The organism is Pedobacter sp. B4419 (genome assembly GCF_059693725.1).
Map to the genome: position 1 here is coordinate 1,183,859 of NZ_JCASSL010000002.1, position 23,675 is coordinate 1,207,533.

Annotated in this window: 23 protein-coding genes; 8 read left to right on the forward strand and 15 right to left on the reverse strand. The window is 41.3% G+C overall.

All coding sequences use genetic code 11. From position 1 onward, the window contains the following. The first annotated feature begins 76 nt into the window (after positions 1-76). Entirely contained in the window at positions 77-1,369 is a 1,293-nt protein-coding gene (locus AC570H_RS16660) for an MFS transporter (RefSeq protein ID WP_497356854.1), read from the forward strand. A gap of 152 nt (positions 1,370-1,521) precedes the next feature. Here the strand turns inward: AC570H_RS16660 and AC570H_RS16665 are convergent, their stop codons facing one another. The 4 genes from AC570H_RS16665 to nagA form a co-directional block, all read right to left on the reverse strand. Next, a complete protein-coding gene (locus tag AC570H_RS16665; protein ID WP_497356856.1) occupies positions 1,522-3,273 on the reverse strand; it encodes an ABC transporter ATP-binding protein in 1,752 nt (583 codons plus the stop codon). 183 nt (positions 3,274-3,456) lie between these two features. Continuing rightward, positions 3,457-4,020, reverse strand: coding sequence for a ribosome recycling factor (gene frr / locus AC570H_RS16670; protein WP_497356858.1), 564 nt, complete (start codon positions 4,018-4,020; stop codon positions 3,457-3,459). A gap of 39 nt (positions 4,021-4,059) precedes the next feature. After that, the gene (gene pyrH / locus AC570H_RS16675) at positions 4,060-4,767 is read right to left on the reverse strand and encodes a UMP kinase (protein WP_497356860.1); all 708 of its coding nucleotides are present in this window, start codon (positions 4,765-4,767) and stop codon (positions 4,060-4,062) included. Between the two features lie 177 nt (positions 4,768-4,944). Continuing rightward, positions 4,945-6,036 (reverse strand): N-acetylglucosamine-6-phosphate deacetylase, encoded by a 1,092-nt coding sequence (gene nagA / locus AC570H_RS16680; protein WP_497356862.1) that lies wholly within the window; start codon positions 6,034-6,036, stop codon positions 4,945-4,947. Positions 6,037-6,111: 75 nt separating this feature from the next. On the opposite strand from nagA, the gene AC570H_RS16685 reads away from it, so the two are divergent. Continuing rightward, positions 6,112-7,314, forward strand: a complete 1,203-nt coding sequence (locus AC570H_RS16685) for a metallophosphoesterase (protein ID WP_497356864.1) — start codon at positions 6,112-6,114, stop codon at positions 7,312-7,314. Between the two features lie 119 nt (positions 7,315-7,433). Here AC570H_RS16685 and tsf read toward each other — a convergent pair whose 3' ends face one another. From tsf to AC570H_RS16720, 7 genes are all read right to left on the reverse strand, one after another. Further along, positions 7,434-8,279 carry a translation elongation factor Ts gene (tsf, locus tag AC570H_RS16690; RefSeq protein ID WP_497356866.1) on the reverse strand — a complete coding sequence of 282 codons (846 nt, stop codon included), beginning with the start codon at positions 8,277-8,279 and terminating at the stop codon, positions 7,434-7,436. Positions 8,280-8,379: 100 nt separating this feature from the next. After that, the gene (gene rpsB / locus AC570H_RS16695) at positions 8,380-9,210 is read right to left on the reverse strand and encodes a 30S ribosomal protein S2 (RefSeq protein WP_497356868.1); all 831 of its coding nucleotides are present in this window, start codon (positions 9,208-9,210) and stop codon (positions 8,380-8,382) included. A gap of 18 nt (positions 9,211-9,228) precedes the next feature. Further along, a complete protein-coding gene (gene rpsI, locus AC570H_RS16700) occupies positions 9,229-9,615 on the reverse strand; it encodes a 30S ribosomal protein S9 (RefSeq protein ID WP_497356870.1) in 387 nt (128 codons plus the stop codon). A gap of 16 nt (positions 9,616-9,631) precedes the next feature. Next, positions 9,632-10,075, reverse strand: coding sequence for a 50S ribosomal protein L13 (gene rplM, locus AC570H_RS16705; protein ID WP_497356872.1), 444 nt, complete (start codon positions 10,073-10,075; stop codon positions 9,632-9,634). Between the two features lie 493 nt (positions 10,076-10,568). Then, the gene (locus AC570H_RS16710) at positions 10,569-11,213 is read right to left on the reverse strand and encodes a DUF1579 domain-containing protein (RefSeq protein ID WP_497356874.1); all 645 of its coding nucleotides are present in this window, start codon (positions 11,211-11,213) and stop codon (positions 10,569-10,571) included. A 42-nt stretch (positions 11,214-11,255) separates the two neighbouring features. Beyond that, positions 11,256-11,627, reverse strand: a complete 372-nt coding sequence (locus AC570H_RS16715; protein WP_497356876.1) for a hypothetical protein — start codon at positions 11,625-11,627, stop codon at positions 11,256-11,258. 10 nt (positions 11,628-11,637) lie between these two features. Continuing rightward, positions 11,638-12,258 (reverse strand): HAD family hydrolase, encoded by a 621-nt coding sequence (locus tag AC570H_RS16720; protein ID WP_497356878.1) that lies wholly within the window; start codon positions 12,256-12,258, stop codon positions 11,638-11,640. Between the two features lie 86 nt (positions 12,259-12,344). Between AC570H_RS16720 and AC570H_RS16725 the strand changes: the two genes are divergently transcribed. Then, positions 12,345-12,551, forward strand: a complete 207-nt coding sequence (locus AC570H_RS16725; RefSeq protein WP_497356880.1) for a YtxH domain-containing protein — start codon at positions 12,345-12,347, stop codon at positions 12,549-12,551. A gap of 42 nt (positions 12,552-12,593) precedes the next feature. Next, positions 12,594-13,280, forward strand: coding sequence for a class I SAM-dependent methyltransferase (locus AC570H_RS16730; RefSeq protein ID WP_497356882.1), 687 nt, complete (start codon positions 12,594-12,596; stop codon positions 13,278-13,280). Here the strand turns inward: AC570H_RS16730 and pepT are convergent. Continuing rightward, positions 13,277-14,530, reverse strand: coding sequence for a peptidase T (gene pepT / locus AC570H_RS16735; RefSeq protein ID WP_497356884.1), 1,254 nt, complete (start codon positions 14,528-14,530; stop codon positions 13,277-13,279). The genes AC570H_RS16730 and pepT overlap by 4 nt on opposite strands. Before the next feature lie 83 nt (positions 14,531-14,613). Between pepT and AC570H_RS16740 the strand changes: the two genes are divergently transcribed. The 4 genes from AC570H_RS16740 to AC570H_RS16755 are packed head-to-tail and all read left to right on the forward strand — an operon-like array spanning position 14,614 to position 18,461. Beyond that, positions 14,614-15,333 carry a hypothetical protein gene (locus tag AC570H_RS16740; RefSeq protein ID WP_497356886.1) on the forward strand — a complete coding sequence of 240 codons (720 nt, stop codon included), beginning with the start codon at positions 14,614-14,616 and terminating at the stop codon, positions 15,331-15,333. A 16-nt stretch (positions 15,334-15,349) separates the two neighbouring features. Further along, complete coding sequence (locus tag AC570H_RS16745) at positions 15,350-16,024, forward strand: putative outer membrane beta-barrel protein (RefSeq protein ID WP_497356888.1); 675 nt, start codon at positions 15,350-15,352, stop codon at positions 16,022-16,024. A 60-nt stretch (positions 16,025-16,084) separates the two neighbouring features. Beyond that, positions 16,085-17,827, forward strand: a complete 1,743-nt coding sequence (locus AC570H_RS16750) for a M14 family metallopeptidase (RefSeq protein ID WP_497356890.1) — start codon at positions 16,085-16,087, stop codon at positions 17,825-17,827. Between the two features lie 4 nt (positions 17,828-17,831). Then, a complete protein-coding gene (locus AC570H_RS16755; protein ID WP_497359164.1) occupies positions 17,832-18,461 on the forward strand; it encodes a rhomboid family intramembrane serine protease in 630 nt (209 codons plus the stop codon). Here the strand turns inward: AC570H_RS16755 and AC570H_RS16760 are convergent. The 3 genes from AC570H_RS16760 to AC570H_RS16770 all read right to left on the reverse strand — a co-directional run bounded on the left by AC570H_RS16760 (position 18,444) and on the right by AC570H_RS16770 (position 23,664). Next, positions 18,444-19,409 (reverse strand): hypothetical protein, encoded by a 966-nt coding sequence (locus AC570H_RS16760; protein WP_497356892.1) that lies wholly within the window; start codon positions 19,407-19,409, stop codon positions 18,444-18,446. The genes AC570H_RS16755 and AC570H_RS16760 overlap by 18 nt on opposite strands. Positions 19,410-19,469: 60 nt before the next feature. After that, complete coding sequence (locus tag AC570H_RS16765; RefSeq protein WP_497356894.1) at positions 19,470-19,862, reverse strand: hypothetical protein; 393 nt, start codon at positions 19,860-19,862, stop codon at positions 19,470-19,472. Positions 19,863-19,995: 133 nt separating this feature from the next. Then, positions 19,996-23,664 (reverse strand): RHS repeat domain-containing protein, encoded by a 3,669-nt coding sequence (locus AC570H_RS16770; RefSeq protein WP_497356896.1) that lies wholly within the window; start codon positions 23,662-23,664, stop codon positions 19,996-19,998. Positions 23,665-23,675 lie beyond the last annotated feature (11 nt).

Here is a 23,675-nt window from a genome sequence, read left to right on the forward strand (position 1 = left end):
ATTTTTGCGTTTTAAAGACAACTCTTCTTTCCTTTTTTAAATCGCTAACGCTTACATTTGCTTAAAACCCATTGCTTTGGAAGACGAATCCGTTACACCCGTTAAAAAAGATCCATTTGCAGCCTTACGTTACCGAGAGTTCCGCTCTTATTTGGGCATGCGCTTCTTCTTTACTTTTGCCTATCAGATGCAGGCCGTTATCATCGGCTTTCACATTTACCATTTAACAAAAGACCCGCTTGCCTTGGGCCTTATTGGCTTATCGGAAGCTATTCCTGCAATTGGCATTGCACTTTATGGGGGCTACGTAGCTGATAAATCGGAGAAAAGAGGCTTATTGCTCAAAATCTTTTTTGGGGTATTTATCTGTTCGTTAACCATGTTGGTGGTTACAACCAAGCAGATGCATGCTTATGTGCCCACGAGCTACATTGTACCGATAATGTATGCCATGGTATTTGGCATTGGCTTGGCAAGGGGCTTTTTTGGTCCTGCAACCTTTTCGCTGATGGCACAGATTATGCCCAAAGAACTTTACCCCAATGCAAGCACCTGGAGCAGTTCAAGCTGGCAATTGGCTTCTATTCTAGGTCCGGCAGTAGGCGGATTGATCTATGGCTTTTATGGAATTACGCCTACCTATATCGTCATTATTACGTTTATCCTGATCTCATTGGTGTGTATCTTCTTTTTGAAAGCGCATCCGCCAACCTTTATTCCAAAAGAAAGCATTGCCAAAAGCCTTAAAGAAGGAATCAATTTTGTATTTAAGAGCAAGATGATGCTGGGCGCGATGAGCCTGGATCTATTTTCGGTTTTCTTTGGAGGAGCAGTTGCCTTATTGCCTGTTTTTGCCAACGATATTTTAAAAGTAGGTTCTGAAGGATTGGGTTTCATGCGCGCAGCGGCCTCTAGCGGAGCCGTAATCACCATGCTGGCCATGACCCGCTTCTCGCCCATGAACAAGCCTTGGCGCAACCTGCTGATTGCCGTAACGGGCTTCGGATTGAGCATCATCTGCTATGGCCTTTCGAAAAGCTTTTACCTTACGCTTTTCTTCCTATTTTGTGAAGGCGCTTTTGATAGTGTGAGTGTAATTATCCGTTCTACCATTATGCAATTGCTTACGCCCGATCAGATGCGCGGACGTGTTTCGGCGGTGAACAGTATGTTTATCGGCTCATCTAATGAGATTGGGGCTTTCGAATCGGGCTTGACGGCCAAGTTGATGCGTGTAGTACCAGCAGTGGTATTCGGAGGCAGCATGACGATAGGCATCGTATTTATTACCTATCTCAAAACGAAAAACCTGTTGCCTTTAACACTAAACGATATTAAGCCGGCAGATAAAATAGAGGACCAGATTTAGGATTTTTAACTCATAGTTATTTCACCACAAAGACGTCAAGCGCTATAAAACACATAGGCACATAGAAATATCCTATGTGCCTATGTGTTAAAATATATTTCTACATCCTACCCCTACCTCCTCAATGAGGGGGACAATGTTACGGTCTAAAATTAATTATCGAATCTTTCGCCTACCTGTTGTCTCCACATGGCGAAATAAAGACCTTTCTCGGCCAATAGATCTGCATGCTTGCCTTGCTCAATGATATGGCCTTTTTCTAGCACATAAATCCGATCGGCATGGCGGATGGTAGATAAACGGTGGGCAATTAAAATGGTTACATGGCTTGTCAACACAGATACATCTCTTATGGTCGCCGTAATTTCCTCTTCAGTTAACGAATCTAAGGAGGAAGTAGCCTCATCGAACACCAAGATATCCGGATTACGCAATAATGCTCTCGCAATAGATAAGCGTTGCTTTTCTCCACCAGAAACCTTTACGCCACCTTCACCAATTACGGTATCCAAGCCTTTATCGGCCCTAGCCAACAAATTCTGACAGGCCGCCTGTTGCAACACACGCATACATTCCTCGTCGGTAGCATTTGGCCTCACAAACTGCAGGTTCTCTCTGATGGTACCCGAAAACAGTTGCGTATCTTGGGTTACAAAACCTATTTTCTCGCGCAACTGGTCCAAATCAATGTCTTTGCTAGAAGTTTGGTTATAAAAAACCTCCCCTTCAATTGGCTGGTACAAGCCCACCAAAAGCTTAACCAAAGTGGTTTTTCCCGATCCTGATGGTCCAACAAAAGCAATCGTTTCGCCATTGTTGGTGGTAAAGGTAATGTTGTTCAGCGCATTGTTCTTTCCAGACAAGTGCTTGAAGCTCACATTTGAAAAGGCTAGGGTTTCTACTTTCTCCAATTTAACCGGATTAGCTGGCTTTGGATCTACAGGCGTATTCAGGATCTTTTTGAAGTTGCCCAAAGAGATTTCCGCCTCGCGCCAAGCCAAGATTACATTGCCTAGCTCCTGCAAAGGACCAAATAGGAAGAAGGAATAAAACAAAAACGAAAAATATTGACCAGGCGAAATGGTATCGTGAAAAATGAGCATCAAGAGTACCACCACCATCGTGCTGCGCACCAAATTTACCGTTGTGCCCTGCACAAAACTCATGCTGCGTACATATTTTACCTTGCGCAATTCTAAGCCTAAGATTTTATAGGTGGTTTTATTTAAGCGGTCTATTTCCTGTGTAGCCAAGCCTAAGCTTTTTACCAATTCGATGTTGCGCAACGATTCGGTAGTTGAACCTGCCAGGGAAGTGGTTTCGGCCACGATAGAACGTTGGATGGTTTTAATTTTACGGCTCAAAAACCAGCTCAGGAAACTGATGATCGGGATTGAGGCCGCGTAGACCAACGACACTTTGTAGCTTACCGAAAGCGAATAAACGATCACGAAAATCAACCCGATTAAGCTTACAAACAAGATGCTGATGAAAGAGGTGATAAATTTCTCACTGTCTAGCCTCACCTTTTGCAAAATGCCCAAAGTTTCGCCACTTCGCTGGTCTTCAAATACCTGATAAGGCAATTCAAGAGAGTGCTTTAATCCATCGGCATACATTTTGGCGCCCACTTTTTGCACAATGATGCTGGTAAAATAATCCTGGAAGTTTTTCGCAATACGCGATACCATGGCCGCGCCAATCGATAGGCCTACCAAAGCAAGTACACCCCAGAGGTAATCGTTTTCGCTACCAAATTCATGTCTCTTATTGATAAACCTGTCTAGGATTCTTCCTGTGAAGTAGGGGTCCATTAGCGAAAAGCCAATGTTAATGGCTGCTAGAAACAGCGCCACAACCACTACCCACTTATGTTGTTTTAAGTATTGGAGTAGTAAATTCATTTGCCTATAATTTTGTTTTTTTTTTGGTCAAATGTTCCTTACCATGATCAAATAATCAAACTTTAAGTGTTTAATCATGGTCGGTTCATTATTTTTATGTTTGGGATTGCAAAAATAAACAAAGGGAATGTAGCTGAACCACATTCCCTTTTATATTACATTTAGACTATATTAGGTAAGTTCCTAAACAGTCATGATATCTTTTTCTTTCGCCTCTGCGTGTTTGTCTACCTTCACGATATAGGCATCGGTAATTTTTTGTACTTCGGCTTCGCCGGTTTTTACTTCGTCGTCAGAAATGCCTTCTCCTTTTAGTTTTTTGATCTTTTCGTTGGCATCTTTACGGATGTTACGAATGGTGATACGGCCTCTTTCTGCTTCTTCTTTTACTTTCTTTACCAAATCCTTGCGGCGCTCTTCGGTTAAAGGTGGCACTACCAAGCGGATGATGACACCATCATTTTGTGGATTGATGCCAATATTAGCTTCCATAATTGCTCTTTCAATCGGAACCAATAATGCTTTTTCCCATGGCTGGATGATCAAGGTACGTGCATCAGGTGTATTGATGCTGCCTACTTGGGCAAGTGGAGTTGGATTACCGTAATAATCTACCATAATTCCATCAAGCATACCTGCTGAAGCTTTACCAGCTCTAATCTTCGTTAATTCTGATTCACAGTGGATAATTGCCTTATCCATTGTAGCTTGCGCATCAGTTAACTGTTTCTTTATGAGGTCGTTCATATATCTAATGTTTATACAAAAATATAAAAATGGTTCAATTTAGCCCTGAACCAAGGTTCCGATTTCTTCGCCACTGGCAATTTTCATGAAATTACCTGTTTTATTCATATCAAATACGATAATCGGCAATTCGTTTTCTTCACATAGCGTGAAGGCCGTCATGTCCATTACGTTTAATCCTTTGGCATATACTTCTCTAAACGAGATTTCGGTATATTTTGTTGCGGTTGGATCTTTCTCAGGGTCTGCGGTATAGATTCCATCAACACGTGTTCCTTTTAAAACGGCATCGGCCTTGATCTCGATTGCTCTTAATGCCGCAGCCGAATCTGTAGTAAAATATGGATTTCCGGTACCTGCTCCAAAAATAACGATACGTCCTTTTTCTAAGTGGCGTACTGCCCTGCGACGGATAAAAGGTTCGCAGATCTGTTCCATTTTAATTGCGGTAAGCAAGCGGGTCTTTAAACCAACTTTTTCAAGGGCATCTTGCAGGGCCATGCTATTGATTACAGTGGCCAACATACCCATATAATCGGCCTGCGCACGGTCCATTCCGGATTTCTCGGCACTTAAACCTCTGAAAATGTTTCCTCCTCCAATTACGATTGCTATTTCTAGGCCTTTGTCATGAACAGCTTTGATATCTTCGGCATATTGTCTTACACGCTCATTATCAATACCGTATTGTTTCTCGCCCATTAGCGACTCTCCGCTTAGTTTTAGCAGGATGCGTTTATATTTCATCTGTTTATTTTATATTTTCAGCTGTCAGATGGAGCTTACCATGATTAATGAACTCCCCTCAAACTTGCAGGACACATTCCTATGATCATTGAATCACGGATGGTTTATGACCCCAAAAATATTAACATTTTTTTAATACCTGGCTATAGAATTAACAATTGGTTTAAATATTTAGTTTTAGATAGCTTCTCCTTTGAAGATGACGCTTTTAAGATTTAGCGTTTCATCCATCACCAAAAGGTTTGCTGTTGCACCAAGCGTGATTTCTCCAAGCATTCCTTCTAATCCAATTAACTTGGCAGGATATGCTGTGGCCATCTTTAATGCATCTGCCAGCGCAATGCCACAGTGGTCAACACAGTTTTTAACGGCCTGAAGCATGGTGAGCGAAGAACCTGAAAGCGTTCCATCAGGCATCACAAACTTATCGCCTTGCGCTTGGTGCTGATAAGGTCCGGTTGCACAAGCGGTAACTGCATCGGTGATGAGGAAAAGACGTTCTTTCAATAGTTTTTGTGCCATTTTAACTACCTCAAAGCTCACGTGCTGGTTATCTGCAATGATGCTGGCCATGGCCTTATCGTGGTTAAAAACCGCCGTTGGGATCCCCGGCTCGCGGTGATGTATAGGGCTCATGGCATTGAACAGGTGCGTTGTGGTTTGTATGCCCTTATTGTAGGCTACGGTGGCCTGGTCAAAACTGGCATCGCTATGGCCTAACGATACCACCACGCCATTATCCAACAAATATTGGATCACTTCATCATCCTGCAGTTCGGGTGCAATGGTCATCATTTTGATTACGCCATCGCCAAAATCCAAAAGAGCTTTAATTTCATCTAAACTCGCTTTGCGGATATACTCCAACACATGCGCACCCCTGCGTTTGGCATTGATAAACGGCCCTTCTAAATGCAAACCCAAACAGTTCTTGGCCCTTGCCCGATGTGCTTTGGCTACCGCTATGCATTGATTAAAAACAGCTGGTGTATTGGTGGCTATACAAGCTAAAAAACTGGTTGTGCCTGTTTTGAGCAGGGTATCCTCAATATGTGTTAATGATTCTACAGAAGGTTCGGCCGAAAACAGCTTGCCACCGGCACCATAAATCTGGAGATCTATAAATCCAGGAACAATAAAATTCTCGACTTTGGCGGTATTTTGCGAAGGATTAATCTTAGTTAATTTTCCATCTGCCAATTCAATATCGAAATGTTCATTAAAGCCATCTCCCTGAAAATAAGCGCAATTATCGAGTTTCTGTAGCATAAATTTTATTTTACTTGCCGCCAAAGTTAATTATTGTATGCTATATTTAGCCCATCACCCTAGAGAAACAATTTCATGGAAAACAACTATCCTCAGCAACAGAGAAGAAACTTTCTTAAAAGCAGTTTAGCCCTTGGTGCGGCTACATTGATTGCACCAGCCACCAGCATTGCCAGTACCACAGTTAAAGAAGAAGCATTTCGCATTAGCGTTGGCCCTTACCTACAAACCACCTTTGGCAATGAGATGAGCATCTTATGGATTACCAGCAAAGATGCCGCCAGTTGGGTAGAGTACGGAGAAACTCCAGAAACATTAAGTCAAAAAGCCTATGGCGAAAGCAAATTAGGCCTAAGGCCAGAGGGCAGGTTAAATTGCGTAACCTTAAAAAACCTGAAACCCGGAACTACTTATCACTATAAAATTGTAAGTAAGGAAGTGGTAGATTTTCAGCCTTATAAACTCACCTACGGCGCTACCATAACTGATGTTGGGACTTTTGTAAATACAGACAGCAGCAAAGAGAACATCAGTTTTTTAATGTTGAACGATATTCACGACAGGCCTAAATCTATTCCTTTTCTTTTGGATTTGGACAAGGAAAAGAAAAACGATTTTATCTTTTTTAACGGCGATATTTTCGATTATCAAACCGACGAAAAGCAAATCATTGAGCACATGCTACAGCCTTGTGTAGATGCTTTTGCCAAGCAAACACCATTTATCTATGTAAGGGGCAACCACGAAACCAGGGGTAAGTTTTGCAGGGAATTTCCATCCTATTTTCAGAATGTTGGCCGCGCGGCATTTACCTTGGGTCCGGTTAGGTTCGTTATTTTAGATACTGGCGAAGACAAGGAAGATGCGCATCCGGTTTATGCCGGCATTGTAGATTTTGACCAATACCGAATAGAACAGGCACAATGGTTGCAACAGGAAATGCAAAGCAAAGCTTTTAAAAAAGCAACCTTTAGGGTGGTGATGATGCATATTCCGCCACGCTACTCAGGCGATGCCCATGGACCAAAACATTGTACCGAGGTTTTTGAACCTTTACTGAACAAAGGCAAGGTTGATTTGGTATTGAGCGGACACACGCATAAATACATGGTACACCAGCCTGCGCAGGGCTTAAACAACTACCCACTGATTATTGGTGGCGGACCAAAAGAGGGCACCAGAACATTGACTAAGATTACAGCAAATAAACAGCGCTTAAGTGCCGTTATGTTTGATGATTCGGGAAAAGAAGTGGGGAGAGTGGAAGTGAAGGCGTAGAGCGTTAGGGGCTAAGCGATAAGCTCGTAACGCCAAGCGCTGAACTATCGCCATCAAATAAAAAAGCCCCGATCCTAATGTAAAATCGGGACGGGGCTTCTTATAATTATCTTACTTTCTTAAGAACCTAACTGTACGCGTTTGAAAGCAGTAACGGTTAAACCTTTAGAAGTTTCGTCTAAGAATTTACGAACATCTTTTGATGAATCTTTAACGAATTCTTGGTTCAACAAAGTGCTGTCTTTGTAGAACTTGTTCAATTTACCAGCAGCAATTTTTTCTACCATTTCTTCTGGTTTGCCTTCTTGACGGATCACATCTTTGGCAATTTCGATTTCACGCTCGATAGTTGCAGGATCAACGCCATCTTTATCAACAGCAATTGGGCTCATCGCAGCAATTTGCATGGCAACATCTTTACCAGCTTCAGTAATATCTGCACCGTTAGCGCCTGCAAATACTACTAAAACACCCATTTTACCATTAGAGTGGATATAAGAAACGATTTTCTCGCCAGATATATTTGCGTAATCTTGAATAACGATTTTCTCGCCGATTTTACCAGTTAGTTCAGTAATAGTTTCGGCAACTGTACGTCCATCTTCCAAAGTAATCGCTAATAATTCCTCAGCAGAAGCAGGACTGTTAGCAACAGCAGCAGCTAAAACTGCCTGAGCTAGGTTACGGAAATCTTCAACTTTAGAAACTGGTTCAGTTTCGCAAGCTAAAGCAACTAATTTACCATTTGTACCATCTGCCGAAACATGGGTTAATACTAGACCTTCTGAAGTAGCATTACCCGAACGAGCAGCCGATACTTTTTGACCTTTTTTGCGCAATAAATCAACAGCAGCTTCGAAATCGCCATTGGCTTCTACTAATGCTTTTTTGCAATCCATCATACCGGCACCGGTCTGTTGGCGTAATTTGTTTACATCTGCGGCAGTAATTTGTACTGTAGACATTTTTTAATTTTTAACCCCCAAACCCCCTAAAGGGGGCTTGCGAGTGAGTTATAAAATTTATTATTTTAAGAATCTTTAGATCCCCTTTAGGGGCTAGGGGTTAAGCTTCTGTATCTTCCGAAGTTTCTGCTTCAGCAGTTGCTTTTTTGGTTGCTTTTTTTGCGTCTTTTGCTGGAGCTTCAGGAGCATCGGCAGCAGCTTTAACAGCTACGGCTTCTTTTTCTGCTTCTTCGTCTTTCTCGCGTTTACGCTCGTCCAAACCTTCTTCGATTGCTTTGATAATCACATCTGTAATCAATGAGATTGATTTTGTTGCATCATCGTTAGCTGGAATTGGGAAATCGATGTTAGAAGGATCAGAGTTGGTATCAACCATTGCAAAAGTAGGAATGTTTAATTTCATTGCTTCTGCTACAGCGATATGCTCTTTTTTAACGTCGATCAAGAAAATTGCAGCTGGCAAACGGTTAAGGTCTGCGATACCACCCAATAGGTTTTCTAATTTGATACGCTCACGTTGGATCATCAAGCGCTCTTTTTTAGAAAGGATCGAATAAGTACCATCTTTAGTCATCTTATCGATGGTTACCATCTTTTTGATTGACTTGCGTACAGTTGCGAAGTTAGTTAACATACCACCTAACCAACGCTCGGTTACGAAAGGCATGTTTACTTTTTTTGCCTGATCGGCAACGATTTCTTTAGCTTGTTTCTTAGTAGCTACGAAAAGGATCTTACGACCTGATTTCACGATTTGTTTAATCGCCGAAGCAGCTTCTTCAGTTTTAGTTAAAGTTTTATTTAAATCTATAATGTGAATTCCATTGCGCTCCATGAAAATATAAGGAGCCATTTTTGGATTCCATTTACGGGTAAGGTGACCAAAGTGTACACCTGCATCCAATAAGTCTTGATATGTAGTTCTTGCCATTGTTTTGTCTCCTTAAGATTAACGTTTACTGAATTGGAATCTCTTACGTGCTTTTTTGCGTCCTGGTTTCTTACGCTCAACCATACGCATATCGCGGGTTACTAACCCTTTAGCGCGCAATGCTGGTTTTTTCTCAGCATCTAACTCAACAATAGCTTTTGCGATAGCCAAACGAACTGCTTCTGCCTGGCCTTTTACACCACCACCGTTCACGTTTACGTTTACATCGTATTTGCCAACTAGTTCAGAAACTTCGAACGATTGGTTAACGATATATTGTAAAGGCAAGGTAGGGAAGTATTCTTTGTGATCTTTACCGTTTACGGTGATCGTGCCGTTGCCTTCTTTTAAGTAGATACGGGCAACTGCAGTTTTTCTTCTTCCTGAAGTATTTGTAACTGACATTTCTTTTCTCCTTTAATTAAAGTGTAATGGTTTTTGGTGATTGTGCGGCATGTGGATGCTCGGCACCAGCATAAACAAAAAGATTGGTGTACAATTTTTTGCCCAATTTGGTTTTAGGTAACATACCACGTACAGCCTTCTCGATCACACGAGTTGGGTGCTTTGCCATTAACTCTTTCGGAGAAATGAATCTTTGACCACCTGGATATCCAGTGTAAGAAACGTATTCTTTTTCGCTGAATTTGTTTCCGGTCAGTTTTACCTTGTCTGCATTAATAACGATAACGTTATCGCCGCAGTCTACGTTTGGGGTAAACTCAGGCTTGTGTTTTCCTCTGATGATCATTGCGATCTTAGAAGACAAGCGCCCCAAAATCTCTCCTTGTGCATCAACAACAACCCACTGTTTACTAACAGTTTTTGCATTGGCAGAGACAGTTTTGTAACTTAACGTATTCACTTGCTTTTATTTAATTTGTTAAAAAATATTTATTACCCTAGTTTTTAGGGACTGCAAAGATAGGGAGAATACTTTAATTACCAAATAGTTGAAGCAAAAAAATTAAGCCTTGTACAAGAGATGGCTGACTCGTGAAGGAATTTTCTCTTAGTCCTCAGTTTAAGGCCTCGAATTGCCACTTAAAGATTCTCCATTCTTCTTCGGTGAACTGAGGCATAAAACCAGGCAGAAACCAGTCTTTATTTCTACCTACGCGACTGTATTGATTTTGCCATCTTAGCTTCAATTAGGTAATATGAAGATCATAAAAAAGGTCCGAACAAATAGCCGGACCTTTGAAGTATCCATGTTCTTGTTGGTGCTCTTCACCAACAAGCTCCAAGATTTATAAAAAATAACTATCGAAATCAAACCTGTTTCGTTGGTGAAGAACATCAACGATCGCAAAAAAATATCTTTCCTATTGACATTGACACCGAGCGCCAAACACTTATCACTTAGCGCGCTTCAACAAAATAGACATAGTTTTGGTCTCTTTGCCATCTTTGTTATCGAACATTTCCATCTGATGGGTATTGTCGTCAACAATTTTCATGGTTTCCCTAACAATAATGTCTTTCCCGGTTACCGCATCTGTGGCACGCCCTTTTAGGTTTAAAGTATTGGCTGCTTCATCAAAAGTTCCTTCAAGCTGCATTACACCAGTTCCCATATTATCTATCCAGGTACTGATAAAAACCTTTTTAGAATTATCGTAAGCCAATGTACCTTGGCCTTCGAAAGGCATATTATCAATCACTCCTTTATAAATAGTCTGTTGGTACCTGCCACCCAGTATCATTTTGTTTTCGCAAGTTGCTTTGTTTACCACTGGAGGCTGGTCTGGACTTTGATAAAAAGAAATCTCGGCATCCCATTTGCCATCGGCCTTCGCCAGCATCTGGTGTACTTTGCCAGGTGCCATATAAGCTGCCCAAGCCTTATTCATGGCGGCAGTGTCTACAGGCTTACCGGCAGAATCAGTTCCGGCAACGGCGCTGCTAGCTGTAGAGTCATTTGTTCCTGTGTCTTTTTTCTCGTTGTTACAGGCACTTGCCAGCAACAAAACGAAGCTTAACGCAATACTTAACTTTCTCATTTTTATTATTTTAAGTTTTCGGTTACATAAATATAAACAAAATTAAGGCTTTTGCGTTTTCAGATTCTTAATGAAGTAGCTTACCATATGCCAAAGCACTCCAACAATGAGCATAACTGTTAGCACTACATAAAGCTCATTATCGCTGCTCATAAAACCGTAGGTGATGGCTGGCCCTATAACGTTGTATAAGCCATAAGCAAGCAAGCCCACATAATATAAGCTCCACAAAGCAAATGGATAATGCCAAATTTCCCATCGATAATTATCCAACTGAAAGCTTCTCAAAGCCAACCAATTGAAAACAACAATGGCCAAAATACCTGAAGTAGAGGTGAACGTGCCGCTCCTCAGGTAAACTGTCACATAAATGATGGCTAAAAACAAATTAAAATACGACAGTCTCTGCAACATTTGCTGTTAGTTAAATGAGGCCAATCTCTTTGAGGCTAGTAGAGCGATAAGTAGTTTCTGCTTCCGGGAAATTATTACCTGGATCATACAAAAAGGTTTCTATGCCTAGCTCCAGACCAAATTTGATTTCCGATTCGGCATCATCGCCAATAACCAATATCTCTTCTGGCTTTAGCTTATATTTTTGCATCACTTCTACAAAGGCATCTTTCTTATTGCCTTTTGTTTTGGTGGCATCAACCACAAAGACCTCCACAAAATCATCGGCTATGCCCAGCATTTGCACCTTGCTGCGCTGTTTCTTTTCAAAGCCGGCTGTTACAATGAACTTCAATCCTGTTAAGGCCTTTAGGTAATGGTATTCGTCGTGAACACTGAGTGGCATTTTAACTTCGTCTTGCTGCAAATAAGCCACGGCATTGGCTATAGCAGCTTCCTTAAATTGATAAAGCGACGCTACTTTCTGAAATGGTGTCCGCAGCATTTCTGCCTTCGCCTTTTCAAACTCTTCGGCGCCGATGCCCAAATCTTCATTTGCCAACAAATTATATAGGGGACCTAACAACTGATCAACGTTGGGCTTGGTAAAATAAACCGTGTTATCGAGGTCAATGAAATAGGCTTTCTTCATGGAATTTTATTTTTATAGTGGCATAAATATAGAAAACCAAAAACAAGTTTGCCCGTATAACGTTAAATAGAGTAAATATTAAGATCATGACAAAGCAAACAAAAATATTGGCAGGTGTACTGGCCGGAGCAGCCCTAGGTGCTGTGGTGGCCTTGGTAGTTTCATCAGACAGAACAGATGATATCAAAGGAAAAGTAGGCGATTGGTTCTGCGACTTGTTAGACAATTCGAAAAGCAAACTGAGCGGCGTTGGCGAATTGGTAAAAAATACCCTGAGCAGAGCAAAAGCTTAGTTGCCTTAGGCATTTGCCTGGTCCATTGCCTATCTTTGAACCATGGACGTTTTTGGAAAGGCATTGGCCGATTATCATAAAAAAGGCAAAGCAAGCACCTTATGGCTACATAATTCTTATGACGAACCCGAAGAAATGCCCATCGACGTATTTTTTCGGGATGAAGATGATATGCCCGAACTGGAGCATAAGGCCTTGGCATTGTGCAAAGGGAAAATACTTGATGTAGGTGCCGGCGTGGGAAGCCATGCATTGGTATTGCAAAAACAAGGCTTTGATGTTACGGCGATAGATATCTCTGCAACAGCAGTTGAAATTATGCAAGACAGGGGTGTTAAAAAAGCTTTCGTTCAAGACTTTTTTAAGCTGGACCAAAAATACGACACCCTTCTTTTCATGATGAATGGAATAGGGCTAACAGGCACCTTATCAGGATTTATTGATTTTTTGGAGAAAGCCAAAATCCTGATCAATCCTAAAGGACGACTTATTTTTGACAGTTCAGACATTTCTTATCTGTACGATGACCTGCCCATGCCCAGCGACCATTATTTTGGAGAAGTAAGCTATTGCTATGAATACCAGAAACAGAAAGGCAATTGGTTCAACTGGCTTTACCTTGATCAAGAAACGTTAAAGCGTACGGCCCAGCAATGTGGCTGGCAATGCACCATTTGTTATGATGATGGCGAAGATCAATATTTAGCGAAACTGGAATTAGGCGCTTAAGCCTGTTCTTCCCAGATATTTGCAATATTGATAATAGTCTGCACTGCTTTTTCCATGTCTTGTACCGAAACCCATTCTTGCTTGCCATGAAAAGCATGTTCGCCAGCAAAAACATTGGGACAAGGCAAGCCCATGAAAGATAGCCTCGATCCATCGGTACCACCCCTGATGCTTTGTTTTTTAACTACCATGCCAGCCCTTTCTATAGCCTGTACCCCATAGGCGATCACTTGCGGATGCTGGTCAAGCACTTTTTTCATGTTTCTGTACTGCGCCTTAACTTTAAGCTCGTAACTAGAACCCGGATAAGATTTTAAAACAGTTTTGGCTATATTTTCTAACGTAACTGCATGTTGTGCTAACAATTCGTCGTCGAAATCTCTTAGTATAAACTGTGCCTCGGCCTGTTCTACATGGCCCTGAATACTTACCGGGTGGATAAATCCTTGCTTAAGCGTCGTACTTTCCGGGCTTAACTCCTCTTTGGGCAAAGCATCTATTATCGCCGAAAGGATTTTAATGGCGCTTTCCATCTTCCCTTTGGCAAAGCCTGGATGTGAGCTTACTCCATTAATTGTTAAGGTTGCCCCATCTGCAGAAAAAGTTTCATCCTCGATGGAACCTAGGGTTTCGCCATCAATGGTATAGCCAAAATCAGCACCAAGTTTTTTAAGATCGGCCTTATCTACACCACGTCCAATTTCTTCATCAGGTGTAAACAGAATTTTAATCGTACCGTGCTTAACTTCAGGATGCTTAGAAAGAAAGCTCACGGCTTCCATAATTTCGGCCAATCCGGCTTTGTTGTCGGCACCCAATAGCGTAGTACCGCTGGCAGTAATGATATCATTGCCCAACTGATCCTTCAAATCACGATGTTCGCTCATTTTGATCACCACACTTGGATCATCCGGCAATACCAAATCTTCGCCTTTATAGTTTTGGTGGATGATAGGCTTCACCTGTGCACCGCTACAGTCTGGCGAGGTATCCATGTGCGAACAAAAACAGATGACCGGAACCTGCTTCGTTGTATTTGACGGAAGCGTAGCATATACATAACCGTGCTCATCTAACTCGGCATCGCTAATACCCAGTTCCAATAGCTCTGCCACCAGTACCTTTCCCAAGTCTTTTTGCTTTAGGGTTGACGGACATGTTGGTGAGTTTGGATCAGATTGTGTATCTATTTTTGCATAGCGGATAAATCGTTCCTGCAGCTGTTGTTCCTTGTTTTCGTAAGTGGCCATATGTGGCGAAAATTATTAAATAAAAGTTAAACAAATGCAAAAAAGATTATACTTTTGTTGCTAAACCAGTAAAAAACAAGGATTTGAAAAGACTTAGCTTAGCCGTTGCATTACTACTTTTAGCCTTTACAAGTTATGCCCAAGTGAACTTTCACAAACTTTCAATTGGTGGAGGTTTTGGTGCTACGGTATCTTATGCCGATGTACGCGAAAACAGCCAGAGCTATGGGGGATATGGCAGCTTCAATTACAACTTTACGCCTTATATAGTAGCTGAGCTAGAGCTGCAAATGGGCAAGATCAAAGGCGGAGACATCATTACCAATCCGCACAACCGCCAGTTTGTAAATAGCTACAAGGCCTTTTCGGTTGGTGGCAGGATAGCTTTGGGACAATTTATCGACTATTCAGACAGCAAGTTTTTAAGCGTGATCAAGGGCCTTTATATGGGTGCCGGAATTGGGGCCATTAGAAACAAAATGACCTACGTTGTTCGCTATAAACCAAATACACAAACACCTGAGAATCCGTTGGGCTATAAATTTCCTGGCGAAGACCAGAGTACCAATGTTTTGTTACCGGTTAACTTGGGCATGAACTTCTATTTTAGAGACGATTACGGCAAGTTGCGTTACATCCTAAACTTCAATTATCAAGGCAATTTTACCTTTGGCGAAGGCTTGGATGGCTATGACGATCCGATGGCTACTTTTAAAAATAATAATCCCGATTTCTATACGCTCTTTTCAGTAGGTATTAAATATAATTTCGGTCCCGTTGGCATTTCAAAAAGAATCTTCTAGTCTAAATTTTATCATATTGAAAAGAACTACGCTCTTCCTCTCTACTTTTCTATTGTGTGTAACCGCTTTTGCCCAAACCAATTACTTTAAACTAAGCATTGGTGGCGGAGCAGGTACTACCTTGGCTTTTGCCGATCTTGACAAAAAAACCAACGCTTTTGCCGGTTACGGCGTAATCGATTACTACCCTACCCCATATGTAAGTTTCGGCCTCGAAATACAAAAGGGCGAACTAGCCGGTGGCGACATTACCACCGACCCTAACCATAGACAGTTCATTAACTCCTACCTGTCGGGAAGCCTTAATTTAAAAGTACAGTTGGGCGAATTCCTGACCAGTTACGATCGCCAGAACATTTTTTTAAACAGCATACGCGGACTTTACCTTGGCGCAGGAATTGGTGGCATCAAAAACAAACTCTCTAACGTGCGTTATTACGGTGATGTGATTTTCCCAGGCGAAGATAAAAGCAACGAAATGATTGTTCCGGTTAATTTGGGCATCAATTTTTATATTCCCGATCAATGGGGTCGCGATCGTTTGGTAATTAACCTTAATTTGCAAAGCACCATGGCCATGGGCGAGGGATTAGACGGCTATAGCTCGAGCAGCAAGAACGATATTTATAGCTATTTCTCGGTAGGCGCACGATACAATTTCGGCATTTTGGGCCTGGATAGGAGACGATAGTGTTACTTTTCTAGTCAAATAAAAAAAGTAATTTAGGAGACTTTATTTTTAATTCATTTTATGAAGAAGTTATCCCTAATGCTCGCCTTCTTAGGCTCTTTTAGTGTTTTTGCGCAAGAAACTCCATTTGAGAGAAGCCATAAAACAGAAACCACAACCTATGCCGAAGCCATTTCGTTTTATGAAACCCTGGCTAAAAGCTATCCGCAGCAGGCCAAGCTGTTTACCTATGGCAGCACCGATTTTGGCAAGCCCTTGCATTTGCTGGTTCTTTCTAAAAATAAAGTTTTCGATCCAACAGCCTTAAGAAAAAGCGACAAACCTATTTTCTTGATCAATAATGGCATACATCCGGGCGAGCCCGAAGGCATTGATGCCAGCATGATGTTTGCCAGAGACTTGCTAAAAAACAACAAACTGCCAGAAAATGTGGTGATCGCAATTATTCCTGTTTACAATATCGATGGGAGCCATAACCGTACGGGCACTTCGCGCGCCAACCAAAACGGACCGTTAGCTTACGGCTTTAGAGGCAACAGCAAAAACTACGACCTGAACCGCGATTTCATTAAAACCGATTCTAAAAATTCGCAGGCTTTTCAGCAAATTTTTAATACTTGGCAACCTGAGATTTTTGTAGATACCCATACCAGCAATGGTGCCGACTATCAGTACACCATGACGCTGATCCCAACACAAAAAGACAAGCTTAACGGTATCCTTTCCAATTACCTGACCAAAACCATGGTGCCCGATCTGTATAAACAGATGAAAGGCAAAGGCTATGAACTTATTCCCTATGTAAACTCTATTAACGAAACACCTGATGCCGGCATTACTGGCTACATCGAATCGCCACGCTATTCTACAGGTTATGTCGCCCTGCACAATACCATCGGCTTTATGCCCGAAACCCACATGCTGAAATCGTTTGATAAGCGTGTAGAATCTACCTATAAACTATTGCAAACCTATGTAGATATTATAGTTCGCGATGCAAAGGTGATTGGCGAAAACAAGCGCAAAGCCGATGAATTTGTGGCGCAGCAAAAAGATTTTCCACTTGATTGGAAGCTTAACCGATCGGTTTATGACAGTATAGAATTCAAAGGCTTTACTGCCAAATACAAACCCAGCGAAATTAGTGGAATGGATCGTTTATACTATGACAGAAATGCGCCTTATACCAAAATGATCAAGTACTGGGATCAATTCGAATCTAGCCTCAATGTAACCAAGCCTGTGGCCTACATTATTCCGAAAGCCTGGGATAAGGTAATTGCACTTTTAAAGCTGAATAATGTACAAATGAAACAACTGGCCACCGACACCAAAGTGAAGGTAGAAATGTACTACATTGCAGATATGAAAACTGGTACTCGCCCTTACGAAGGCCATTACCAGCATTCGGCCGTAAAGGTTAATCCGGTTACGCAAGACATCCAGTTTTATGCAGGCGATTATGTAGTGTACGCAAACCAGCCCAGCAACCGTTATATTGTAGAAACCTTAGAGCCGCAGGCGATAGATTCTTTCTTTAACTGGAACTTTTTCGATTCGGTACTGGGCCAAAAAGAAGGTTACTCTTCTTATGTTTTTGAAGATACCGCAGCAGAATTGCTTAAGAAAAACCCTGAATTGAAACAAAAACTCGAAGCCGAGAAAGCCAAAAACCCTGATTTGGCGAAAAGCGCAAGGGAGCAATTAGATTTTGTATACAAAAATTCCGATTATTACGAAAAAACGCACATGCGTTACCCGATAGCACGTTTGCAACAAGATACCAAACTCAACCTCAAGTAACATGATGGAATACCTTAACGCAACGCCGGTTGCATCGATCATATTCATTTTTACACTGGTGACCAGCATTTATGCCTTTAACGACCATCAGGTTTTTGGCAAGTTCATGATGCATCCCTATACCGTAAGCAAGGGTAAAAACCTGTATACTTTTATTACCAGCGGATTGATCCATGCCGATTGGATGCACCTGTTCTTCAACATGTTTACCTTTTATTTCTTCGCTTTTAGGTTAGAAATGTTGGTTGGGCATTGGCAGTTTGCACTGATTTATATCGGCAGTTTGATTTTAAGCGATATTCCAACCGTAATTAAGCATAAAGATAATTTTGGCTACAATAGCCTAGGGGCATCAGGAGCCATTAGCGCGGTACTGTTTAGCTATATTCTGTTCGATCCAACATCTATGTTGGCTATAATGTTCATTCCAATGCCTGCTGTTGTGTTTGGCGTGTTGTACCTTGTTTATTCTTGGTACATGTCTAAACGCAACTTAGATAATATCGGGCACGATGCACACTTTTTTGGCGCCTTAACCGGACTGATTTTTACGGTGGTATTGGTTCCGGGAATTATCCCTCATTTTCTTGAAGCAATTAAGCTTGGGATACAAGCCTTAACTGGTGGCAGGTAAAAAGGGCTCCTCAAAGTAGCTCATTGGTGCTGTCGGATCTTTGATGATCTCGAAAAGGGTATGCCCCCAGGGCTTCCAAAAATTTTCGAGTACCTGGCCGTAGGTTTTATGAGCCCATACATCAAAAAGTGCCTTGTTCATGGTGCCTTTTAAAGGCATGGCATCAATGTAGACCACGTTTTCTACCGGCATAATGGTGTACTCTGGCAGGCGGTTAAACAGATAGGCTGAATAAAAAAAACGAGCGGCCACTTCTTCAAACTGTTTTTCGGAAAGTGTTTGGCCTTGTATCGAATCCAACAACTCTTGATGATATCTTTTGTTGGTTCCATTGTCCTGCAAACAGGCAATGATTCCAAAGTCTTTAAATTTGAGGGAGAAAGTAAGCGTATTGATCTCATCCCTGAAGCTAAAAGCAGTTTCTTTTTCTTCCAAAGGCACCACCAAAATAGACCATGGTGAAAAATCTTCGAAAACCACTTCGCGGTAAATGCTTTGCAGCATGACATGCAGGTTGCCAAATTTGTGCATTAGTCCCTGCGACATGTTCATGCCGTCGCCACTTAGTTGTTGCAAGCGAATAGCGCCCTGCATTTCGATATACAGAATGCTGTACATCAGTTTGCCAATCCAATTGAACAAATCGATTTCGGGTAAAGCAGCTACGCCTACGTAACCCTTGCCAAAAGCCAGTGCCACACGGTCTTCCAATGGTGATACAAACTGGTCGAATACGGTTACGTTGCAAGGCACCATCAGGCTTTTGTAGGTACGGATGCTTTCATCCAGCAATTTGATTTGCTCGTTGCCACTCAAATTGGCCATAGACAATAGCCAATCAGGCAATACATTTAAACTCGTTAGGGGCGTCGTAAAAGTATCGCCACTTAAAAAGCATTTGTCGTTTCTAAAATCGAAATTCTTAAAGGGTTGGTATAAGCCATTCATTGTTGCAAAACTAGCAATATTTCAGGTGCAGGCAATCAGGGTTAAGTCAAAAGAGTTAGCTCACCAATCGGGCCTGCCTTTTAAGGTATCGATTTTTGTTTTTAAGTAGCTATTTGGTTCATCAAAAAAAGTAAAGTCTTTGGCACTCCTTAGTTTTTGAGAGTTGATGATCACTCTGTTATTTTCTACATACCCTTTAAACAGCAAATAATTTGCTCCTTGCATAGCCTGAAAAACCTCAACGGAAATTTCTCGATTCGATAGCTTAAAGTATCCAATGCGAACATTTACAAGATCATTAAAGTTAAGTTTTCCTTTTTCTGCCAATGTACTCATTATCACTCTACCGTTAGAAAAAAACCTCAAGAACATATCCATCTCTGGATAGTTTGGACTTTTTGGAACGGTTAAGACATAGACGGCTGCCGTGTCAATTGCCGAATTACCTTTCAAGGAAAATGGAGGCTTTGCCAATTGAAAATCCGGGGTCTCCGGTCTTAGGTAACGGCCGTCTTTGCCCGTTCGATAGTAATGTGACGAACAAGACACCAGGCACAGCAACAATAAAGCATAAAATAAACCTCTTCTAAAAATCATACCCAAACTGAATATCCTTAAAGTTATAATTGAATTTCGAAGTTGGACTAACTGTATTGTGAATAAAATTCTGCAGCCACCCCGGCCCATAAAGACTTAAGCGATAACCGTTGATCCTAAAAAATGTATCTGCTCTATTTAGCGATGTTTTTTCTTCATTTTGGACATAGTGGCCATCATATGCATCATCATATATTACTTGATCGCCAACAGCGCTACTTGTAAAATCCTGAAAACCAAATTCGTATAAATTCCCCTTCTCTAACAGCGATAGTACAATGCCCCCTGTCCACCCTTGATCAGTTCCCCCACCATAGTAAAGAAATCTTTTGTGGACGTCGTTATTGGTACTCAAAGAAAAGTTCCCGATCCTGATTCCAAAAAGCCCTTGTTTAGTAGTAGCATTTGTTGCCGAATTATAGGTATGCAAAACACCATAGGTAATAGAAGTCCTATAAGGGTTTGTTACGGCTGATCTAGTCAGGTAGTTAAGTGTATAGGTAGACATGCCTGCTCCTTCTTCTTTATCCTTATTTGTTCCGAGAGTGAAATATTTAGACTCTGTAAGATCATATTGCCAGCCTTTTGTGAAAGCAGACGTACCTAAACCTCCATTGTTGTACACCCTGCCAGACCATTCATAAACAGCTTGCCCGATCGGCGTTCTTGCGACCAATGCAATTGAGCCTCCCAAACCGAAAGTAAAGCTTCCACGCAACGGAGAAAAAGAAAACGACGGCGTAATATTTGCTTGTAGCGTTAAGCCATCTGGATAGGGAATTCTTGTATTTTGATTGATCATCGGGAAGGGGTCCATTCCATCCGGATCTGTTAAAGCTATAGGATTGTTCAAGACATAGTTATATGGGCTGGCGCCGGCATATTTTTCTGTCTTGGGATCCTGAACATTCCATCGCCCTATTTCTGGATTGTAAAACCGGGCTCCATAATCGTATTCCCCTAATTCATTTTGTAGCTCTTTGCCATTATAAAGATAGTTGTTGTTTAAAGAAACAGGGGCTATGCTTTTTCTTTTCCCAAAAGGATAATAGTCGTCTTCTTGGATCCTTCTGGCTAAACCACTGTTCGGATCTCTATCATAGCTCAACCGCACATTTCCTAAATGATCTGTGATATCATACTGATAAAGGTAGCTATTATCTGATTGTCTTACTGCTCTTCCGCCACTAATTTTGATAAACTCGAGGCTGCCATTTATGTATTGTACTCCATCTACATATTCACTTAAGCCAGTAGCAGAACTTTGTTTATTGAGCATGCCTCCAGCTGCATCATAAGTATAACTAACGTTTTGGCTGCCACTAACTGATTGGGGAAGGTTCAGGAGATTATAGCCAAGCTGTACGCTATTTTTAGAGCCATCGGTAACTGTATTTCCATTAAGGTCGTAAACATAAGTACCTGAGCTTAATCCATTGCCAGATACAGACTGAAGTTGATTGCCTTCTGTTCCATTGTTGATATAGCTATAACTGATTACCTGCCCGTCGCGGCTCAATGTTTTTATATTTCCCATCTTATCATAGGCAATCCCGTTTTCTACCATGCCCGTAGAGGATCCTGAAGTAAGACGGTTTAACTTGTCATATTCATAACTGAATGTTTTTTCGAGGTTGCTTCCCCAATTGATACTGCTAATATTGCCATTATATTGTGGGTGGCTGCCTTCATTATATTTAAGATTTAATTTAAAAAGCGGGCTTTCGCTTTTGCCTAACCAGCCCCTATTGGTATAACCGTATGTAGTTTGATTTAGAAAGTTTGTGCCATCGGTACTGTGCTGCTGATTTGCAGCGAGCTGACCCAATTCGTTATAGGTTATTTTGTTAAGCACCACTTCACCTTGGCTATTTATATCTTGAAAATCAGCTATTTTACGGCCCATGTGATCATATTCAAACCGATCTGCAATTGTGGTTACCATATTGCCCACTCTATGCTTTCTTGTACTTGTTGTAAGTTCTCCAATGAAACTGTATGCATTATCTATTTCATCATAATTGTTTAAGTCAATTACACCACCTATAAAATGCTGTGAAAATGATTTTTCTACATGGCCTTCCTTATCATAATAGTTTACAGACCAGAGCATTTTGCTCGGGTCATTCAAAACAGCAGTTTGCTGAGCTGTAGGAAGTCCACCTGTTTTTTTGCTGTGGTTGTTTCTATCGTCATATAAAGCCGGCAAGTTTGGAATGTTGTAATTATCAAAATAATTGATAATCAGATAAGCGATATTATTTGTCGGCAAAGCCACGTTGGTATAGCCTATTCCGCTAAGCTCTCTACTTTCCCACATGCCAGTTTGGTTGGCAAAATTTGCTTGCAGTGTAATCCTGTTGGTATTATCAGCGCCATTTACATCGCCGTTCGATGTGCTACCTATATGTTGATAGATTCCTTTAATAATTGTTCGCCCTTGGGCATCATACTTAGAAAAAGTCCATTCTTGTGGTGTCTTTATCCGTTGATTGGCATCTTGGCTCATTACCAACTGACCTAGTTTATTGTAAACAAAATATACAGGGCCAACACCCGGCAATTTTTTTTCAACGAGCCTATCATATTGGTCATATCTATATTGGATGCACAGGGTATTGATTACATCTTGCGTAATGGTATTAGACTGATCTGGCTCGGCCTTTGGAGGTAAAACGAAAGATAGATTCCCAAATTTATCATATACATAATAAGTTGACAAAGGTGTAGTGTTATCTTTCCAAATCCGATTTAAGATTATTCTTCCGGCTTTATCAACGTAGCTTTCGTTCGTTCCTGCCCGTCCATCTGTATATTGCCAATTCTCATCTTTTTTAATGGTCAAATAGAGCTCGCTATCCCCATACCATCCATTATCTGTTAAAGTTGTAAGTTGGTTGATCGTACTGTTCGCTACATATCTTTTTACTCTTTTATAGTTGGGATCATTGCTGTCGGCTATATTATTATTGCTGCCATATTCTGTTTTAATTGCATGAAAATAATCAGAACCCGCAGGAATTTGCGTTAAAATCTTGCTCCTTGGATCGTCTGTAAACATGGTTTTCGAATAAGGCACGCTATTGGTTGCAACATTTGGAGGCGGAGCATTGTAAAAGGCATTTTGCCCGGCACCAGGATGTAGTGCATCCAAACGGTATGCTCCATTGTTTCCTGCCAATGTATAGGGTAAGTATTGCTTATCAGCCTTTCCTAGGGCATCATATTCCATAGGCTTGACAATATCGGCAAAACTTGGACTTCCCTGCACAATAACCGTTTGTAATGGCCTGCCTAACCCATCAATATACTGGACGCTTACACTCTCTTCGCAAACATTGCGATTGATTGCAATATTCGTTTCATTAACTCCTGGCAGTTTAAAAACCCTACTTAGTATATAGTTTTGGCTTTGGCTCGGCGTTGCATTTAGTAGCATACAGTTTAAAAAACTAGGACTAGTATATATGCGCACAGGCCCGATTGGAGACTGAATATGAAACCCGTTACCCAAAGTAACACTATTGCTTGCCCTGATTTCGGTTTGGTCGCTGTAAGCATCCAGGTAAATGTCTTTTTGCGCAAAAACCGTGTGGCCAGCCATCAAAATTGCCAATGTTGCCTGGATCGCAAAAAGGAATTGTTTTTTATTTTTCATAACGTTAATCA

Coding starts and splice junctions, on each gene's coding strand:
- AC570H_RS16685 (WP_497356864.1), top strand. CDS start 6,112: ATGGAAAACAACTATCCTCAGCAACAGAGAAGAAACTTTCTTAAAAGC.
- rpsB (WP_497356868.1), bottom strand. CDS start 9,210: ATGGCAAGAACTACATATCAAGACTTATTGGATGCAGGTGTACACTTT.
- nagA (WP_497356862.1), bottom strand. CDS start 6,036: ATGCTACAGAAACTCGATAATTGCGCTTATTTTCAGGGAGATGGCTTT.
- pepT (WP_497356884.1), bottom strand. CDS start 14,530: ATGGCCACTTACGAAAACAAGGAACAACAGCTGCAGGAACGATTTATC.
- tsf (WP_497356866.1), bottom strand. CDS start 8,279: ATGTCTACAGTACAAATTACTGCCGCAGATGTAAACAAATTACGCCAA.
- AC570H_RS16665 (WP_497356856.1), bottom strand. CDS start 3,273: ATGAATTTACTACTCCAATACTTAAAACAACATAAGTGGGTAGTGGTT.
- AC570H_RS16715 (WP_497356876.1), bottom strand. CDS start 11,627: ATGTTGCAGAGACTGTCGTATTTTAATTTGTTTTTAGCCATCATTTAT.
- AC570H_RS16750 (WP_497356890.1), top strand. CDS start 16,085: ATGAAGAAGTTATCCCTAATGCTCGCCTTCTTAGGCTCTTTTAGTGTT.
- AC570H_RS16730 (WP_497356882.1), top strand. CDS start 12,594: ATGGACGTTTTTGGAAAGGCATTGGCCGATTATCATAAAAAAGGCAAA.
- AC570H_RS16725 (WP_497356880.1), top strand. CDS start 12,345: ATGACAAAGCAAACAAAAATATTGGCAGGTGTACTGGCCGGAGCAGCC.
- AC570H_RS16770 (WP_497356896.1), bottom strand. CDS start 23,664: ATGAAAAATAAAAAACAATTCCTTTTTGCGATCCAGGCAACATTGGCA.
- pyrH (WP_497356860.1), bottom strand. CDS start 4,767: ATGAAATATAAACGCATCCTGCTAAAACTAAGCGGAGAGTCGCTAATG.
- AC570H_RS16710 (WP_497356874.1), bottom strand. CDS start 11,213: ATGAGAAAGTTAAGTATTGCGTTAAGCTTCGTTTTGTTGCTGGCAAGT.
- frr (WP_497356858.1), bottom strand. CDS start 4,020: ATGAACGACCTCATAAAGAAACAGTTAACTGATGCGCAAGCTACAATG.
- AC570H_RS16760 (WP_497356892.1), bottom strand. CDS start 19,409: ATGAATGGCTTATACCAACCCTTTAAGAATTTCGATTTTAGAAACGAC.
- AC570H_RS16755 (WP_497359164.1), top strand. CDS start 17,832: ATGGAATACCTTAACGCAACGCCGGTTGCATCGATCATATTCATTTTT.
- rpsI (WP_497356870.1), bottom strand. CDS start 9,615: ATGTCAGTTACAAATACTTCAGGAAGAAGAAAAACTGCAGTTGCCCGT.
- AC570H_RS16720 (WP_497356878.1), bottom strand. CDS start 12,258: ATGAAGAAAGCCTATTTCATTGACCTCGATAACACGGTTTATTTTACC.